This is a genomic window from Burkholderia semiarida, from assembly GCF_029268935.1.
Lineage (GTDB): Bacteria > Pseudomonadota > Gammaproteobacteria > Burkholderiales > Burkholderiaceae > Burkholderia > Burkholderia semiarida.
Map to the genome: position 1 here is coordinate 838,423 of NZ_JAHLCL010000008.1, position 16,274 is coordinate 854,696.

The following is a 16,274-nucleotide window of genomic DNA, read 5'->3' on the forward strand; positions in this document are numbered from 1 at the left end:
GCAGGTGAGGGATTTTATGGAATCCGGCGGATTATCGATTGCCGTCGAAAGAATACGCATGCGCGCCATGGATATCCACGGCGCGGACACAGCGTTCAGCGACTGCCGCCCGCGCTTCGTCGCGCGCCGCGCATTGCCGGCGCGGCCGCCTCTTCGGTGCCGATCGCCGCGTCGAGGGCCGTGCGCGGCCGGTTCATGATGTAGGCCCACAGCTGCTCGGCCGCGAGCCCGCGCTTGCGCGCCGATCGATACAGGCGGATTTCGAGTTCGGTGATCCAGTCGCCGGTGCCGGCGCAGACGAGCGTGCCGTCCGCGAGCTCTTTCGCGACGCAGCTTTCCGGCAGCCAGCCGATGCCGTGCCCGGCCACGACCATGCCTTTCAGCGCCTCGGACATATGCGTCTCGAAACACCGGTGCAGCACATACGGCTCGGTCGCGTTCAGCAGCAGCATCTCGACGATGTTGCCGAGAAAGGCGCCCGACGAATACGCGAGCAGCGGCAGCGGCGCATCGGGCGTGCCGGGCAGCTGGAACACCGGCTTGCCGCGTGCATCGGGCGACGACACGGGCAGGATTCGTTCGACGCCGAGGCTGACGAACGGAAAGTGGTTCGGATCGAGCACGATCGGCAACTGCGGATGGTGATAGCCGAGCAACAGGTCGCATTCGCCTTCGACGAGCTGCTGCACGCCTTCCGGCACGTTCACCGCATTGACGCGCGCGGTCACGTGGCCGACCTCGCTGTTGAGCTGCTTGAGCCATTCCGGAAACAGCGTGAACACGAGCGTATGCGCGACGGCGAAGCGCACGACCTGGTCGCTGGCCGCGAACTGGTCGTAGCCGTTCACGAGATTGCGCGCCGCATACATGCTGCGCAGGATGTCCGCGGCGAGCCCGCGGAACATCTGGCCGGCCGGCGTCAGTGCGATCGGATTGATGCTCCGGTCCACCAGCTTCGCGTCCATCCAGGTTTCGAGGGCGGCGATTCGTCTACTGAACGCCGATTGCGTCAGGTGCCGATGACGCGCGGCCCGGGAAAAGCTCTTGGTATCCGCCAGGCTCAGGAAATCTTCCAGCCACTTTGCTTCCATTTCGATCTTCGCTTTTTATAGTCGGGCGCCTGAAAGGGGGCGCCGTCTGCTGCGCAAACGTTCTAGCGTACCGCGCATCGCGTCGGTCGGGCCGATGTTTTTTTTCGATCGGTGTCAGTCGAAATATGCATGGGCGTTGTCGGCGGGATTACGGCTACATAGCGTTGAGGGGCCGGACCGAGTTAACCGGACAGTTCATCGCGTCGGACTGTCCGGCCCGCCCGGACGGCGCTTCCCCCGGGCCGGCTGCGCCGTGTGCGTGCCGGCCCGCCCGTTCGGGCCGGTGCCCGCCTCGTCGCTTTTGGTGCAGTGCAGATTGCACATCCGTGACACGCGGGAGAACTATGTTCGTCGGATGCGGCGCAGCATCGGCCATGCGCGTCGGCGGCGCACCGCGAGTGCGCGCCGCGTCGGCGATGCACCGTTGTGGTGCGAAACGTGGCGCGGGCGTGCCCGGCGCGGCGCAAAAACAGGGGGATATCGACGGGAGCGAACACGGCACGTTCCTTGCAAAGCATTGGTTACGCCGGTCCGGCATGCGCAATGCCGGGGAAAACGATCGATGGAGAAAAAATCGATGAAGCCATTCGATGAAATGCTGCAATCCGGCGACATGGTAAGGGCGCCTTACGCGCGCCTGAAGCAATGGCTCGACACGCAGAATCCCGCGAGCCTCGCCCAGAAGGCCCACGATGCGGAAGGCGTGTTCCGCAAGACGGGCATCACGTTCGCCGTCTACGGCGACGCGGAGGCCGCCGAGCGGCTGATTCCGTTCGACATCGTCCCGCGCATCATCTCGGGGGCGGAGTGGAGCCGGCTGTCGCTCGGCATCGAGCAGCGCGTGATGGCGCTCAACGCGTTCCTCGACGACATCTACCACCGCCAGGAAATCGTGCGCGCGGGCATCGTGCCGAAGCACCTGATCGCGCACAACGACGCGTTCATCCCGGAGATGATCGACTTCCGGCCGCCCGGAAACGTTTACACGCACATCATCGGCGTCGACATCGTGCGCACCGGCGAGAACGAGTTTTACGTGCTGGAGGACAACGCGCGCACGCCGTCCGGCGTGTCGTACATGCTGGAAAACCGCGAAACGATGATGCAGCTCTTTCCGGAGCTGTTCCAGCAGGTGAAGGTGCGCCCGGTCGAAACTTATCCGCAGATGCTGCGCCAGTCGCTCGCGGCCGTGTGCCCGCCGGGCGGCAACACCGACAACCCGACCGTCGCGGTGCTCACGCCCGGCATCCACAATTCCGCGTACTACGAACATTCGTTCCTCGCCGACCAGATGGGCGTGCACCTCGTCGAGGGCAGCGACCTGCAGGTGATCGACGGCCGCGTCGCGATGCGCACGACCGAAGGCTTCCAGCCGATCGACGTACTGTATCGCCGCGTCGACGACGCGTTCCTCGATCCGCTCACGTTCCGCCCCGATTCGGTGCTCGGCGTGGCCGGCATCATGGACGTGTACCGCGCCGGCAACATCACGATCGCGAACGCGCCCGGCACCGGCATCGCCGACGACAAGGCGATCTACTCGTACATGCCGGAGATCGTCGAGTTCTACACGGGCCGCAAGGCGCTGCTGGAGAACGTGCCGACCTGGCGCTGCGGCGAGGCCGACAGCCTGAAGTACGTGCTCGAGCATCTGGACGAACTGGTCGTGAAGGAAGTGCACGGCTCGGGCGGCTACGGGATGCTGGTCGGGCCGTGCGCGTCGAAGGCCGAACTCGACGCGTTTTCCGCGAAGCTGCGCGCCCGTCCCGCGAACTACATCGCGCAACCGACGCTCGCGTTGTCCACGACGCCGATCCTGACCGACGCCGGCCTCGCGCCGCGCCACGTCGACCTGCGGCCGTTCGTGCTGGTGTCGGACCGGATCCGCATCACGCCGGGCGGGCTCACGCGCGTCGCGCTGAAGGAGGGATCGCTCGTCGTCAACTCGAGCCAGGGCGGCGGCACCAAGGACACCTGGGTGCTGGCCGACTGAGCCGGACGCGACCGCGCGCGCCGGAGCCGGCGCGCGAACCGAACGAAGACGGAGTGGACACGAGATGCTTCTGGGACGTACTGCAAGCGGGCTCTACTGGATGTACCGCTATATCGAACGCGCGGAGAACATCGCGCGCATCGTCGATGCCGGGCTGCGGATGGCGCTCACGCGCACGGCCGACGCGCCGGCCGAATGGTCGTCGGTGCTCGTCAGCTCGGGCGCCGACGACGGCTATCGGCAGAAATACGACGCGTACGCGGCCGATACCGTGACCGACTACCTGCTGCGCGACCGCGACAACCCGTCGAGCGTGCTGTCGTGCATCGAAGCCGCGCGCTCGAACGCGCGGATGGTGCGCACGGCGCTCACGCGCGAGGCGTGGGAAAGCGTGAACGGCGCGTGGCTCGCGCTGCGCCGCGCGCTCGCGCAGCCGGTGCCTGAAAGCGAGCTGCCGGCCGTGCTCGACGAAGTGAAGCGCGAAACCGCGCTGATCCTCGGCAGCTTCTACAGCACGATGCTGCGCAACGAGATCTTCGATTTCGCGCAGATCGGCGCATTCATCGAGCGCGCCGACAACACCGCGCGGATCATCGACGTGAAGTACCACCTGCTGCTGCCGTCGGTGTCGCACGTGGGCACGATCCTCGACAACTACCAGTGGGAGACGATCCTGCGCTGCGTGGCCGCGCATCGTTCGTACCGCTGGGTGTACGACGTGCAGTACAAGCCGCTCAACATCGCGGACTACCTGATCCTGAACGGCCGCATGCCGCGTTCGCTGCGCTATTGCTACGGGCGCGTCGTGTCGAGCCTGAACCTGCTCGCGAAGGATTACGGCGTGACACACCCGTGTCACGACACGGCCACGAAGATCCTCCAACTGCTGTCCGATACCTCGGTCGAGCGGATCTTCAAGAGCGGCCTGCACGAATTCCTGACCGACTTCATCGGCCGCAACAACAGCCTCGGGCTCGAAATCGCCCAGGCTTACAACTTCGACTGAGGCTTGCCATGCGACTCGCCATTCGACACATTTCGCGTTATCGGTTCGACGATCAAGCCAGCCATGCGCTGCAACGGCTGCGGCTGCGCCCGCAATCCGGCCCCGGGCAGACGGTGCGCGCGTGGCAGGTCACGATCGACGGCGTCGAGCCGACGCTGTCGTACGCCGACGGGCTCGGCAACCGGATCGACCTCGTGCGCCACGATCGCGGCGCGAAGGACGAGATCGTGGTCGTGGCGGCCGGCGTCGTCGAGACGCAGGACCGCGCGGGCATTCTCGGCAATTCCGAAGGCTATGCGCCGCCGTGGATCTTCGAGCGCGAGACCGCGCTCACGAAGGCGGGCGACACCGTGCGCGCGCTCACGGACGCGCTGCCGATCGAGCCGCACGGTCTCGACGCACTGCACTGGCTGATGACGGAAGTGCACGGCCGCATCGCATACGCGCCGAACCTGGCGGCCGATGCGCCCGTCGATGCGGAAACCGCGCTGCAAAGCGGCGAGGGCACGAGCCGCGACCATGCGCACGCGTTCATCGCGGCCGCACGCGTGCTGAAGATCCCCGCGCGCTACATCTCGGGCTACGTGTTGGCCGACAGCGCGATGCAGCGCATCGCCGATTCGAAGCAGCATGCGGGCGACGTCGAGGAAGAGGCGGCGCTCGCGCTGCAGAGCGGCGACGGCATGCAGCAGGCGCTCGGCGCGTCGCATGCCGCGCAATCGCAATCGCAAGGGCAATCGCAGTCGCAGTCGCAGTCGCAATCCCAGGGGCAGCCGCAGGCGGCGCTCGGCGCGCAGCCGCAAGCCGCGTCGCTGACGCAGCAACCGGCCGGCCATGCATGGGCCGAGGCCTATGTCGAAGGGCTCGGCTGGGTCGGCTTCGACCCGTTCATGAACCGTTGCCCGGACGAACGCTACGTGCGCATCGCGGTCGGCCTCGACCATCGCGACGCGCAGCCGGTGACGGGGCTCGGTGCGACGGCCGTCGCCGTCGAGATCAGCGTCGTGCAGTCGCCGGAACTCGTCTGACCGGCGGCGCGCTTTCGCCGAATCCGCCATGCCGGGCCGCCGCGTCGACAGCGACGCGGCGTGCGCGGCCGGCCCAACCCGACCCGAGCTCCCATGTCCATCCACGTCGCGCTGCATCACACCACCCGCTATCGCTACGACCGGCTCGTCAACCTCGGCCCGCAGGTCGTGCGGCTGCGGCCCGCGCCGCATTGCCGGACACCGATCCTCGCGTATTCGATGACGGTCGAGCCCGCGCAGCACTTCATCAACTGGCAGCAGGACCCGTTCTCGAACTATCTGGCGCGCCTCGTGTTTCCGGAGCGCACTGAGCACTTCGAGATCACCATCGATCTCGTCGCCGAGATGTCGGTGTACAACCCGTTCGACTTTTTCCTCGAAGCGAGCGCGGAGCAATATCCGTTCAGCTATGACGACGCGCTGAAGACCGAGCTCGCGCCGTATCTCGCGTGCGATCCGCAGACGAGCGCCGCGCCGCTGTTTCGCGCGTATCTCGACGGTGTGGACCGCACGCCGGCCGGCACCGTGAACTTCCTCGTCGCGCTGAACCAGCAGCTTCAGCGCGACATCGGCTATCTCGTGCGGATGGAGCCCGGCGTGCAGACGCCCGCGCAGACGCTCGAGCTCGCGTCCGGTTCGTGCCGCGACAGCGCGTGGTTGCTCGTGCAGCTGTGCCGCCATCTCGGCATCGCCGCGCGCTTCGTGTCGGGCTACCTGATCCAGCTCACGCCGGACGTCAAATCGCTCGACGGCCCGAGCGGCACGTCGGTCGATTTCACCGATTTGCACGCGTGGTGCGAGGTCTATCTGCCGGGCGCCGGCTGGATCGGCTTCGATCCGACGTCGGGCCTGCTCGCCGGGGAAGGGCATATTCCGCTCGCGTGTACGCCGCAGCCGACGAGCGCGGCGCCGGTCGAAGGGCTGATCGACGAATGCGAGGTGTCGTTCGAGCACGAGATGAGCGTGACGCGCGTGTACGAATCGCCGCGCGTGACCAAGCCGTATACGGAATCGCAGTGGGATGCCGTGCTGGCGCTCGGCACGCAGGTCGACGGCGCGCTGGCCGCCGGCGACGTGCGGCTCACGCAGGGCGGCGAGCCGACCTTCGTGTCGATCGACGATCGCGACGGCGCCGAGTGGAACACCGATGCGCTCGGCCCGACCAAGCGCGGCTACGCGACCGAACTCGTGCAGCGGCTGCGCGCCGAATACGGCGACGGCGGCTTCCTGCATTTCGGGCAGGGCAAGTGGTACCCGGGCGAGCAACTACCGCGCTGGGCGCTGTCGATCTTCTGGCGCGCGGACGGTCAGCCCGTGTGGCACGATCCGTCGCTGTTCGCCGACGAGCGCGAGCCGTCCGCGTATACCACCGACGACGCGAAGCGCTTCATCGATGCGCTCGCCGCGCGGCTGAACCTGAGCGGCGAATTCATCCGGCCCGGCTACGAGGACGTCTGGTACTACCTGTGGCGCGAGCGCCGGCTGCCCGTCAACGTCGATCCGTTCGACGCGCGCCTCGACGACGAACTCGAGCGCGCGCGGCTGCGCAAGGTGTTCGAGCAGCAGCTCGACAGCGTGGTCGGCTACGTGCTGCCGGTGAAGCGGGTGGATGACACGCCGGGCCTCGACGGGCCGCGCTGGCAGACGGGGCCGTGGTTCTTCCGCGACGAGCGGATGTACCTCGTGCCGGGCGATTCGCCGATGGGCTATCGGCTGCCGCTCGACTCGCTGCCGTGGACGGCCCGCGCCGACTATCCGTACCTCGTCGAGCGCGATCCGTTCGCGCCGCGCGACGCGCTGCCGGCCGCTGCCGCCATGCGCGCCCGCTATGCGGGCCCGGCCGACGCGCCGCGCTATCTGGCCGGCGTGCATCGCGAAGCGTCCGCGCCGACCGTGATGCAGTGGCGCGACGACGGCGCGGCCGCGAGTGTGCGTGCGGGCGCCGTGGACCCGCATCGCCGGCCCGAGCGTTTCGAATCGGCCGCGTGGATCACGCGCACCGCGCTGTGCGTCGAAGTGCGCAACGGCATTCTGTATCTGTTCATGCCGCCGCTCGCCGCGCTCGAGGATTATCTCGACCTGCTCGGCGCGATCGAGCTGACCGCGCACACGCTCGGCGTGAAACTCGTGCTCGAAGGCTATCCGCCGCCGCGCGACGCACGGCTGAAGCTGCTGCAGGTGACACCCGATCCGGGCGTGATCGAGGTGAACATCCATCCGGCCGCGAGCTTCGACGAACTCGTCGACCACACCGAATTCCTGTACGACGCCGCGTGGCAGTCGCGGCTGTGCAGCGAGAAGTTCATGGTCGACGGGCGGCACGTCGGCACGGGCGGCGGCAACCACTTCGTGCTCGGCGGCGCGACGCCGGCCGACAGCCCGTTCCTGCGCCGCCCGGACCTGCTCGCGAGCCTGATCGCGTACTGGCACAACCATCCGTCGCTGTCGTACCTGTTCTCGGGGCTCTTCATCGGGCCGACGAGCCAGGCGCCGCGCGTCGACGAGGCGCGCAACGACCAGCTCTACGAGCTCGACATCGCGTTCGCGGAAATCCAGCGCAACAAGCTGCTGTTCGGGCAGGACATGCCGCCGTGGCTCGTCGATCGCGTGCTGCGCAACCTGCTGATCGACGTGACGGGCAACACGCACCGCAGCGAGTTCTGCATCGACAAGCTGTATTCGCCCGATTCGTCCACCGGCCGGCTCGGCCTGCTCGAACTGCGTGCGTTCGAGATGCCGCCGCATGCGCGGATGAGCATCGTGCAGCAACTGCTGCTGCGCGCGCTGGTCGCGCGCTTCTGGGCCGCGCCGTATACGACGCCGCTCACGCGCTGGGGTACCGCGCTGCACGACCGCTTCATGTTGCCGGAATTTCTTCGGATGGATTTCGACGACGTGCTGGCCGAGCTGCGCGACGCCGGCTTCGCGTTCGATCCGGCGTGGTTCGCGCCGCACTTCGAATTCCGTTTTCCGCTGTTCGGGCAGATCGCGGTGAACGGGATGCAGCTGTCGCTGCGCGGCGCGCTGGAACCGTGGAACGTGATGGGCGAGGAGGGCGCGCCCGGCGGCACGGTGCGCTACGTCGATTCGTCGGTCGAACGGCTCGAAGTGCGCGTGACGGGGCTGAACGACAACCGGCACGTCGTGACCGTCAACGGCCGCGCGCTGCCGCTGCAGCCGACCGGCACCGTCGGCGAATACGTGGCGGGCGTGCGCTACAAGGCATGGGCGCCGCCGTCGGCGCTGCATCCGACCATCGGCGTGCACGCGCCGCTCACGTTCGACATCGTCGATACGTGGCTGCAGCGCTCGCTCGGCGGCTGCCGGTATCACGTCGCGCATCCGGGCGGGCGCAACTACGCGACGTTCCCGATCAATGCATACGAAGCCGAGAGCCGCCGGCTCGCGCGCTTCGTCGAGATCGGCCACACGCCGGGGCGGATGGAGGTCGCGGCTGCCGCGCCGAGCCGCGAATTTCCGTTCACGCTCGACTTGCGGCGGCCGTGATCGATCGATGACAGGGAGGACGACGATGCGCGGATCGCGACCTCCGGGCCCGCCGGTCGGTCGCGACGCCCCCGGAGTGCTAGGATGCGGGCAGATTGCGGTTCCGCGCTGCGGCTTGCCGCCCGACTGGCGGCGCGCGTGCGCGGCCGCACCCTGACGACGGAACGACATCGTGCCGCCCATTGACCTCGATCATCTCGCCGCCCTCGACGCGATGCCCACGCTTTTCGATACCGGCGCCCAGCCGGACGCCGCCGAACTGGCCGCCGCGCTCGCGGCGCCGGCCGCCGCCGGCCGTTACGACGAACTGCGCGGCAGCGCGGCCGGCCTGCACGCGCCCGCGCTTGCGCCCGCATGGCGCAGTTTCTTCACGTCGATCGGCAGCGACGGCGTGGCCGACCTCGACCGCCGCGCCGATGCACTGCACCGGCGCATGCGCGAGAACGGCCTGTTCTACCAGTTGCACGAGCAGCGCGCCGGCGACGGCGCGGTCGGCCCGTGGTCGCTCGACCTGCTGCCACTGATCGTCACACCGGAGGATTGGGTCGGGATCGAGCGCGGCGTGCTGCAGCGCGTGCGGCTGCTCAACGCGACGCTGGCCGACCTGTACGGGCCGCAGACGATCCTGCAACGCGGGCTGCTGCCGCCCGCGCTCGTCACCGGCCATCCGGGCTATCTGCGCGCGATGCGCGGCGCACGCGTGCCGGGCGATACGTGGCTGCACGTCGTCGCGTTCGATCTCGCGCGCGGCCCCGACGGCCAATGGCGGATCGTCGCGCAGCACACGCAGGGCGCGGCCGGGCTCGGCTACCTGCTCGAAAACCGGCTGATCGTGTCGCGGCTCTTTCCGCGCGGGTTTCGTGGGCTGCGCGTGCAGCGCCTCGCATCCGCGTATCGCGCGCTGCTGCAAAGCATGCAGTCGCTCAGCCCCGCCGCGAAGAATTCGCGGATCGTGCTGCTGACGCCGGGGCCGCACAGCGCGACCTATTTCGAGCATGCGTATCTCGCGCGCTATCTCGGCCTCACGCTCGTGGAAGGCGGCGACCTGACCGCACGCGACAATCGCGTATTCCTGAAGACGCTCAGCGGGCTCGAGCCGGTGCATGGCATCCTGCGGCGCGTCGACGATGCGTGGCTCGATCCGCTCGAACTGCGGCCCGATTCGATGCTCGGCGTGCCGGGGCTGTTGCAGGCCGTGCGCGCGGGCAACGTGCTGCTCGCGAACGCGCCGGGCTCGGGTTTCCTCGAATCGCCGGCGATGCTCGGCTTCATGCCGCGTCTCGCGGAAGCGCTGCTCGGCGAAACGCTGACGCTGCCGGCCGTGCATTCGTGGTGGTGCGGCGAGGCGGCCGCGTGCGACGACGCGCTGCCGCAGCTCGCGCGCAGCATCGTCAAGGCATCCTATCCGCCCGACGTGCAGGAAGGCGGGGCGTTCGAACCGGTGATCGGCGCGCGGCTCACGCAGGCGCAACTGGCGGAATGGCGCGCGCGGATTCTCGCGCGGCCCGAACACTATACGGTGCAGGCCGACCTGCCGCTGTCGCAGGCGCCGACCTGGCCGCGGCCCGACGCGCCCGACGGCAACGGCAGTGCACGGATCGTGCCGAAGCCGCTGCTGCTGCGCGTGTTCGCGCTTGCGGACGGCGCGCGGCGCTGGCGGCTCCTGCCGGGCGGGCTGTCGCGGGTCGGCACGCGCGACGCACTGTTCAACGCGCCGATGCCGCGCGGCGGCAGCACTGTCGATACGTGGGTGATGACCGAAGGCATCGTCGATTCGACGACGCTGCTGCAGACGCACCTCGGCCCCGACGATCTCGTCGAGCGGCCGCGCGCGATCGCGAGCCGCGCGGCCGAGAACCTGTTCTGGCTCGGCCGCTACACCGAGCGCGCGACCAACCTGATGCGCCTCGCGCGCGCCGCGCTCGAACGGCTGCGCGGCGAAGACGACGTCGACAGCCCCGCGCATCTGGAACTGATCGACACGCTGTGCCGCGACACCGGGCTGGTCGCGGCCGACGCGCCGCACGCGGTCGATGCGCCGCAGGCATTTCAGTACGCGCTGGCGACGTCGCTCACGCGCGGCGCCGATCGCACGTCGGGCATCGCGTCGTGCCTGTTTGGCATGCGCGGCGCGGCGGCCGCGATCCGCGAACGGCTGTCGAGCGATCAGTGGCGGCTGATCGACGACGCGACCCAACTGTTCGCGGACAGCGCAGGGCAGCCGGAAGCCGAGGAGCAGATCGGCAACGACGCGCTGCAGTTGCTGGAGCGCCTCGGGCTGCTGCTCGGCGCGATCACCGGCGCGCAGACCGACAACATGACGCGCGACGACGGCTGGCGATTGCTGTCGATCGGCCGGCAGATCGACCGGCTCGACTTCCTGTGCAGCGTGCTGAAGTTCGCGTTCGACGAAGGGGCCGTGCATCGGCAGGACGGCTTCGAACTCGTGCTGGAACTGTTCGACAGCACGATCACGTTCCGTTCGCGGTTCCAGCGCGGCTTCGACGTCGCGCCGCTGCTGTCGCTCGTCGTGCTCGATACCGACAATCCGCGCTCGCTCGGCTGGGTCGTGCAGGCGCTGCGCGGCCGGCTGACGAAGGTCGAGCGCAGCGAAGGCTACGCGCTGTCCGAGCTGGCCGAGACGGTTCCGGACATACCCGCGTGGTCGCTCCACGAGCTGTGCGAGACCGCCGAAGGCGGCCGGCACGACAAGCTGCTCGCCGCGCTCGACACGACGGTGAAGGCGGTGTGGGAACTGTCGAACCGGATCGGCGAGCGCTATTTCAGCCACGTGCGCGAGGCGGGCAGGACGCTATGGTGATGATGAAAGGCGCACCGAAAACGCCATCCGGTGCCGGCCATGCACGGCAGGCAGCGGCCGAGGCTCCGGCCGCCGTCGCGCCGGGCCGGTTGCTGCGCGTCACGCACGACACCGAATACCGCTACGCGGCGCGTGTCGAATCCGCGCAGCACCAGGCTCGCCTGCAACCGCTCGCGACGCCGCGCCAGCAGATGCTGTCGTTCTCGCTCGACATCGAGCCCGCGCCGGAATCGGTCTGCACCGAGATCGACGCGTTCGGCAACGCGCGTGCGTCGTTCGCACTGAACCAGCCGCACGACGCGCTGCTCGTGCGCAGCCGCAGCACGGTGCGCGTGACGCCGCCGATGTGGTCGCTTGGCGCCCGCGGCGAGCCGCCGCCGTCGATCGCGAATCCGGACGCCGCGCACGCCACCGCATGGGAGGCCGTGCGCGACCGCTTGCGGTTCCGCGCGGGGCAGCCTTACGACCCGGCGAGCGAGTTCGTGTTCGCGTCGCCGCACGTGGCGTGCGACCCCGAACTCGCCGCATACGCGGCCGCGAGCTTCACGCCGCAACGGCCGCTCGTGCAGGCGGCGTGGGATCTGATGCGGCGTGTGCATGCCGATTTCGCGTACACGCCGAACAGCACCGACATCACGACGTCGGCACTCGACGCGCTGCGGTTGCGCAAGGGCGTGTGCCAGGATTTCGCGCACGTGATGATCGGCGCGCTGCGCTCGCTCGGGCTGGCCGCGCGTTACGTCAGCGGTTACCTGCTCACGCAGCCGCCGCCCGGGCAGCCGCGGCTGATCGGCGCCGACGCGTCGCATGCGTGGGTCGACGTGTACGATCCGGCGTGGCCCGAGGATGGTGGCTGGCTGCAACTCGATCCGACCAACGATCGTGCGCCCGGCGACGACTACGTGATGCTGTCGGTCGGCCGCGATTATGCCGACGTGACGCCGCTGCGCGGCGTGATCCGCGGCGGCGGCGCGGATCAGGAGCTGAAGGTCGGCGTGACGGTCGAGCCGCTCGATGCGGCTTGACGGTACTGCCGGGCGGGGCTCGCACCCTTTAAGTCTTCGTTAATACTGCACGCCTAGCATGGTGGTGCTGGCGAACGGTCCGAACTCAGGTCCCGCGCGCCGGCGGCACGCGCGGGTGCGTCGACGTCACGGCGCCGCGCCGTCGCGCGTCGCCATTTCCATGCAACGGCGGCGGACATGATCAAGCACTTCGACTACACGCTCGGCAACGAGACGATCGAGCTTTGTGCGAGCTTCGGCGCGGGTCCGGCGTTTCGGCGCGTGCTCGTGAGCCGCGCGGATTCGATGGAAACGCTCGTGGTGCTCGATGCGCGCGGGCTATCGGGCTTGCTGAAGGTGGCGACCGAGGAACCCGAAGGGCTGCTCGACGACGCGATCCGCAAGGTCGGCGACGAACAGCTCGTCGAACGGGCGATCAGCGGCCGGACGATCGTCGAAGCCGCGTTGTGACCGGCGGCGCGTAAGCGTGCCCGTAGGCACGGAGACACGCGCCGCGCCGCATTCCGTCGATCACGCAGCGAACCGGTCCGTCGCCGCGACGAGCGCCTCCAGAATCCCCGGCTCGTTGTACGCATGCCCCGCGCCGGGCACGATCTCGAACGCCGCGTCCGGCCACGCCTTCGACAGCTCCCATGCGGTGCGCGCCGGGGTCGCGATGTCATAGCGGCCCTGCACGATCACGCCCGGAATGCCGACGAGCCGATGTGCGTCGCGCAGCAACTGGCCTTCCTCGACGAAACCCTTGTTCACGAAGTAGTGGTTTTCGATCCGCGCGAACGCGAGCGCATAGTGGCCGTCCCCGAAATGCGCGGCGAGCGCGGGATCGGGCAGCAGCGTGATCGTCCGGCCTTCCCAGATGCTCCACGCGCGTGCGGCTTGGAGTTTCGCGGCTTCGTCGTCGCCGGTGAGCCGGCGATGGTAGGCGGCCATCAGATCGCCGCGCTCGGCTTCCGGAATCGGTGCGAGGAAGTCTTCCCAATGATCGGGAAACAGCCACGACGCGCCTTCCTGGTAGTACCACAGCAGTTCCGCGCGACGCATCGTGAAGATGCCGCGCACGATCAGCGCGCTCACGCGTTCGGGGTGGGTCTCCGCGTACGCGATCGCCAGCGCGCTTCCCCACGAGCCGCCGAACACCAGCCATTGTTCGGCGCCGACCATTTCGCGCAGGCGTTCGATATCGGCGACCAGATCCCACGTCGTGTTGTTCTCGAGACTCGCATGCGGCGTCGAGCGCCCGCAGCCGCGCTGGTCGAACAGCAGGATGTCGTAGCGCTCGGGATCGAACAGGCGGCGGTGGTCCGGGCCGCAGCCGGCGCCGGGGCCGCCGTGCAGGAACACGGCGGGCTTGCCGGCCGGGTTGCCGCAGCGTTCCCAGTAGATGCGGTGGCCGTCGCCGGTGTCGAGATGGCCGTGGGCGTAGGGTTCGATCGGTGGGTACACAGGCAGGCTCCGGGTGAGGGTCGACAGGGGCGGACGAGGCGCGGACCGGTGTGCGGGCGGGTACGGTACCGCGGGTGTTGCTGCGCCGCAAAATTCGTTGCGTAGGCATCGGACCGGCCGCCGCCGGACAAGGCTTGTCATTATGCCCATTCGTCGCGCAGGGCGTGGGCGCGCCGTGGCGCGGCGTCGCCGACGGCGTTCTGTCGCGCGGATTTTTGAAGCAATTTCATTCCGATATTTTTCATACAAAATCCCGGCGACATGTCGGCGGGCCGGTCGGGCGCCGGCCGATTCCTGTTCCTTTACCGTGCCAACGGAAACCAGCCGATGAACCATCGCGTCACGCAGTTGACCGGGTTGCGCGCCGTCGCGGTCGCGATGGTCGTCGTCGGTCACGCCGAGCATGTGCTGCCCGGCGGCTATACGGGCTGGTACGCGCCGTTGCGGCTGATCGCCGACGGCCGGCTCGGCGTGCTGATCTTCTTCGTGCTGAGCGGTTTTCTGATCACCAATGTGCTGCGCGCCGAGTTCGCGCGCACGGGCGGCATCGCGCTGACGTCGTTCTACGTGCGCCGGGCGCTGCGGATCTGGCCGGCCTGCTATGTGTATCTCGCGGCCGTTGCGATCGTCGCGTTCACCGGCGGGGTCGACGTCGATCGTCGGCAGTGGCTTTATGCGGCGCTGCACCTGTGGAATTACTCGGCGTGGTTCGGGCTGACCGGCGACAACGCGCTGCACCCCGACGGCGCGTGGTATCTCGGCCATTTCTGGTCGCTCGCGCTCGAGGAGCAGTTCTACTGGTTCTGGCCGTTGCTGTTCGTGCTCGGCATCCGCCGCGCCGGCACGCGCTGGCTGGCCGCGCTGATCCTGGTCGTGCCGCTGGTGCGCACCGTCACGTATTTCGTTGCGCCGGCGCTGCGCGGGCAGCTCGGGATGATGCTGCACACCGGTGTCGATCCGATCCTGATCGGCTGTTATGCGTCGCTCAACCGCGAACGGCTCGAAGCGTGGATCGGCTGGTGGCGCGGCGAGGCGCGCATCGTGACGGCGCTCGTCTTCGTCGTGCTGATCGGCATGCCGTTCGCCGAGCACCGGCTCGGCGGCTTCTGGAATGCGACGTACGGCGTGACGCTCGAAGCCGCGCTGATCGCGATCGTGATCGTCGTGCTGAATTTTCGCGGCGAGTTCTGGTGCGCGCGGTGGTTGCGTACGCGGCCGGTCGTGTTCGTGGGTACGATCTCGTTCAGTCTTTATCTGTGGCAGCAGCCGTTCGCGAACCCGCATCTGCCCGTGCCGCATGGGTTTCCGCTTGGTATCGTGTGGGCACTGATTGCCGCGACCGCCAGCTACTTCCTCGTCGAAAAACCGTTCCTGCGGCTGAAGGATCGCTATACGGCGCGCGAGGCGCGGCGTGTGCGGGATGACGCGTTGCGGATGCCGGCGCCGACCGACGCGATCGGGGCGAAGGTGGTGGAGTAGGGGGGGTAGCGCCGCGATTCACTGCGGTCTTACTGGAAGCGCTTCATTGCGGCGGGCGAATACCAGAAGTTCCGGAACATGTCGATTCCATAGGACTTGCCGTCGTAGTGGACGACCGTGCGCACCGTGCGCTTGCCCGTATCCGAGTAATCACCGTTCTTGCGCTGCGTCGTCGTGATGTGCGCCGTGATCGACAGGTCGGCAAAGCCGTGGCTAGATGTTTTCTCGACGGCGATCGTCATACGGGCCTCTTCACTGCGCGCATCGCCGACGCCAGGGCCGCAGGCATCGCCTTCGACGCTGATCCATCCGTAGAGGTTGGTGCCGAACACCGGGCGGATTCGGTTGCCTTCACGAATCCACAGCGTCAGCTCTTCGCTCGCATTCGCGTCGGGGCAACTTGGCCCGCGTGCGCTGCTGGTAAACACGACGCCGAACGCCCGTACGTCGGGCGAGAGCCGGTAGGGCGCCGTGTCGATGCGGTAGCTGTTCTCGCCGATTTCCGTTGCCGCATCCTCTTCGACCACCGATCGATCGGCCGCCACGACCTTGCCGCCTTCGACGAGCGCGACCACCTGCAGTTTTTGGCTTTCGTTCGGATTCTTGCTCTTCGGCAGCGAATCGAACGCGACGGCGGCGATCGTCGTTTCCGGCGCGTTCGGCGTCGCCTTGCATGACGATGCGACGACGAGCCGGTCCGCGTCGCGCGTGGCGATGCGCGCGCTCGCGACACCGGCCCAGCGGGCGACGGCTGCGACGACTGCGTCGCTGCAAGACTGGCTGTCGGCAGCGTGAACGACGGGGGAGGCGACGAGCGTCAGCATTGGGGCGAAGCGCAAGATTCTCATTGTCGCGATCGGAAATGTGTCTTCATCGGTATT

11 protein-coding genes are annotated in these 16,274 nt (G+C 68.3%); 8 read left to right on the forward strand and 3 right to left on the reverse strand.

What is annotated here, in order from left to right:
* Window positions 1–95: 95 nt before the first annotated feature.
* Complete coding sequence (locus KPB06_RS27100) at window positions 96–1,091, reverse strand: LysR substrate-binding domain-containing protein (RefSeq protein ID WP_059582392.1); 996 nt, start codon at window positions 1,089–1,091, stop codon at window positions 96–98.
* A 577-nt stretch (window positions 1,092–1,668) separates the two neighbouring features.
* Between KPB06_RS27100 and KPB06_RS27105 the strand changes: the two genes are divergently transcribed.
* The 7 genes from KPB06_RS27105 (at window position 1,669) to KPB06_RS27135 (ending at window position 12,921) form a co-directional block, all read left to right on the forward strand.
* Window positions 1,669–3,084 (forward strand): circularly permuted type 2 ATP-grasp protein, encoded by a 1,416-nt coding sequence (locus KPB06_RS27105; protein WP_059582390.1) that lies wholly within the window; start codon window positions 1,669–1,671, stop codon window positions 3,082–3,084.
* Between the two features lie 64 nt (window positions 3,085–3,148).
* Window positions 3,149–4,090 carry an alpha-E domain-containing protein gene (locus KPB06_RS27110; RefSeq protein WP_059582387.1) on the forward strand — a complete coding sequence of 314 codons (942 nt, stop codon included), beginning with the start codon at window positions 3,149–3,151 and terminating at the stop codon, window positions 4,088–4,090.
* Between the two features lie 8 nt (window positions 4,091–4,098).
* Complete coding sequence (locus tag KPB06_RS27115) at window positions 4,099–5,118, forward strand: transglutaminase family protein (protein ID WP_059582386.1); 1,020 nt, start codon at window positions 4,099–4,101, stop codon at window positions 5,116–5,118.
* A 93-nt stretch (window positions 5,119–5,211) separates the two neighbouring features.
* Window positions 5,212–8,625, forward strand: coding sequence for a transglutaminase family protein (locus KPB06_RS27120; protein WP_275905889.1), 3,414 nt, complete (start codon window positions 5,212–5,214; stop codon window positions 8,623–8,625).
* Between the two features lie 214 nt (window positions 8,626–8,839).
* The gene (locus tag KPB06_RS27125; RefSeq protein WP_059582381.1) at window positions 8,840–11,446 is read left to right on the forward strand and encodes a circularly permuted type 2 ATP-grasp protein; all 2,607 of its coding nucleotides are present in this window, start codon (window positions 8,840–8,842) and stop codon (window positions 11,444–11,446) included.
* A complete protein-coding gene (locus KPB06_RS27130) occupies window positions 11,440–12,471 on the forward strand; it encodes a transglutaminase family protein (RefSeq protein ID WP_059582378.1) in 1,032 nt (343 codons plus the stop codon). The genes KPB06_RS27125 and KPB06_RS27130 overlap by 7 nt, the downstream gene beginning before the upstream one ends.
* A 177-nt stretch (window positions 12,472–12,648) precedes the next feature.
* Window positions 12,649–12,921 carry a hypothetical protein gene (locus KPB06_RS27135; protein WP_059582375.1) on the forward strand — a complete coding sequence of 91 codons (273 nt, stop codon included), beginning with the start codon at window positions 12,649–12,651 and terminating at the stop codon, window positions 12,919–12,921.
* 60 nt (window positions 12,922–12,981) lie between these two features.
* Here KPB06_RS27135 and pip read toward each other — a convergent pair whose 3' ends face one another.
* Window positions 12,982–13,914, reverse strand: a complete 933-nt coding sequence (gene pip, locus KPB06_RS27140; RefSeq protein WP_275905888.1) for a prolyl aminopeptidase — start codon at window positions 13,912–13,914, stop codon at window positions 12,982–12,984.
* Between the two features lie 327 nt (window positions 13,915–14,241).
* Between pip and KPB06_RS27145 the strand changes: the two genes are divergently transcribed.
* On the forward strand, window positions 14,242–15,393 hold the full coding sequence (locus tag KPB06_RS27145; protein WP_275905887.1) for an acyltransferase family protein: 1,152 nt from the start codon (window positions 14,242–14,244) through the stop codon (window positions 15,391–15,393).
* A 29-nt stretch (window positions 15,394–15,422) separates the two neighbouring features.
* On the opposite strand, the gene KPB06_RS27150 is transcribed toward KPB06_RS27145, so the two are convergent.
* Window positions 15,423–16,241, reverse strand: a complete 819-nt coding sequence (locus tag KPB06_RS27150; protein ID WP_059582371.1) for a PA3715 family protein — start codon at window positions 16,239–16,241, stop codon at window positions 15,423–15,425.
* Between the last annotated feature and the right edge of the window lie 33 nt (window positions 16,242–16,274).

Coding starts and splice junctions, on each gene's coding strand:
- KPB06_RS27100 (WP_059582392.1), bottom strand. CDS start 1,091: ATGGAAGCAAAGTGGCTGGAAGATTTCCTGAGCCTGGCGGATACCAAG.
- KPB06_RS27105 (WP_059582390.1), top strand. CDS start 1,669: ATGAAGCCATTCGATGAAATGCTGCAATCCGGCGACATGGTAAGGGCG.
- KPB06_RS27110 (WP_059582387.1), top strand. CDS start 3,149: ATGCTTCTGGGACGTACTGCAAGCGGGCTCTACTGGATGTACCGCTAT.
- KPB06_RS27115 (WP_059582386.1), top strand. CDS start 4,099: ATGCGACTCGCCATTCGACACATTTCGCGTTATCGGTTCGACGATCAA.
- KPB06_RS27120 (WP_275905889.1), top strand. CDS start 5,212: ATGTCCATCCACGTCGCGCTGCATCACACCACCCGCTATCGCTACGAC.
- KPB06_RS27125 (WP_059582381.1), top strand. CDS start 8,840: ATGCCCACGCTTTTCGATACCGGCGCCCAGCCGGACGCCGCCGAACTG.
- KPB06_RS27130 (WP_059582378.1), top strand. CDS start 11,440: ATGGTGATGATGAAAGGCGCACCGAAAACGCCATCCGGTGCCGGCCAT.
- KPB06_RS27135 (WP_059582375.1), top strand. CDS start 12,649: ATGATCAAGCACTTCGACTACACGCTCGGCAACGAGACGATCGAGCTT.
- KPB06_RS27145 (WP_275905887.1), top strand. CDS start 14,242: ATGAACCATCGCGTCACGCAGTTGACCGGGTTGCGCGCCGTCGCGGTC.
- KPB06_RS27150 (WP_059582371.1), bottom strand. CDS start 16,241: ATGAGAATCTTGCGCTTCGCCCCAATGCTGACGCTCGTCGCCTCCCCC.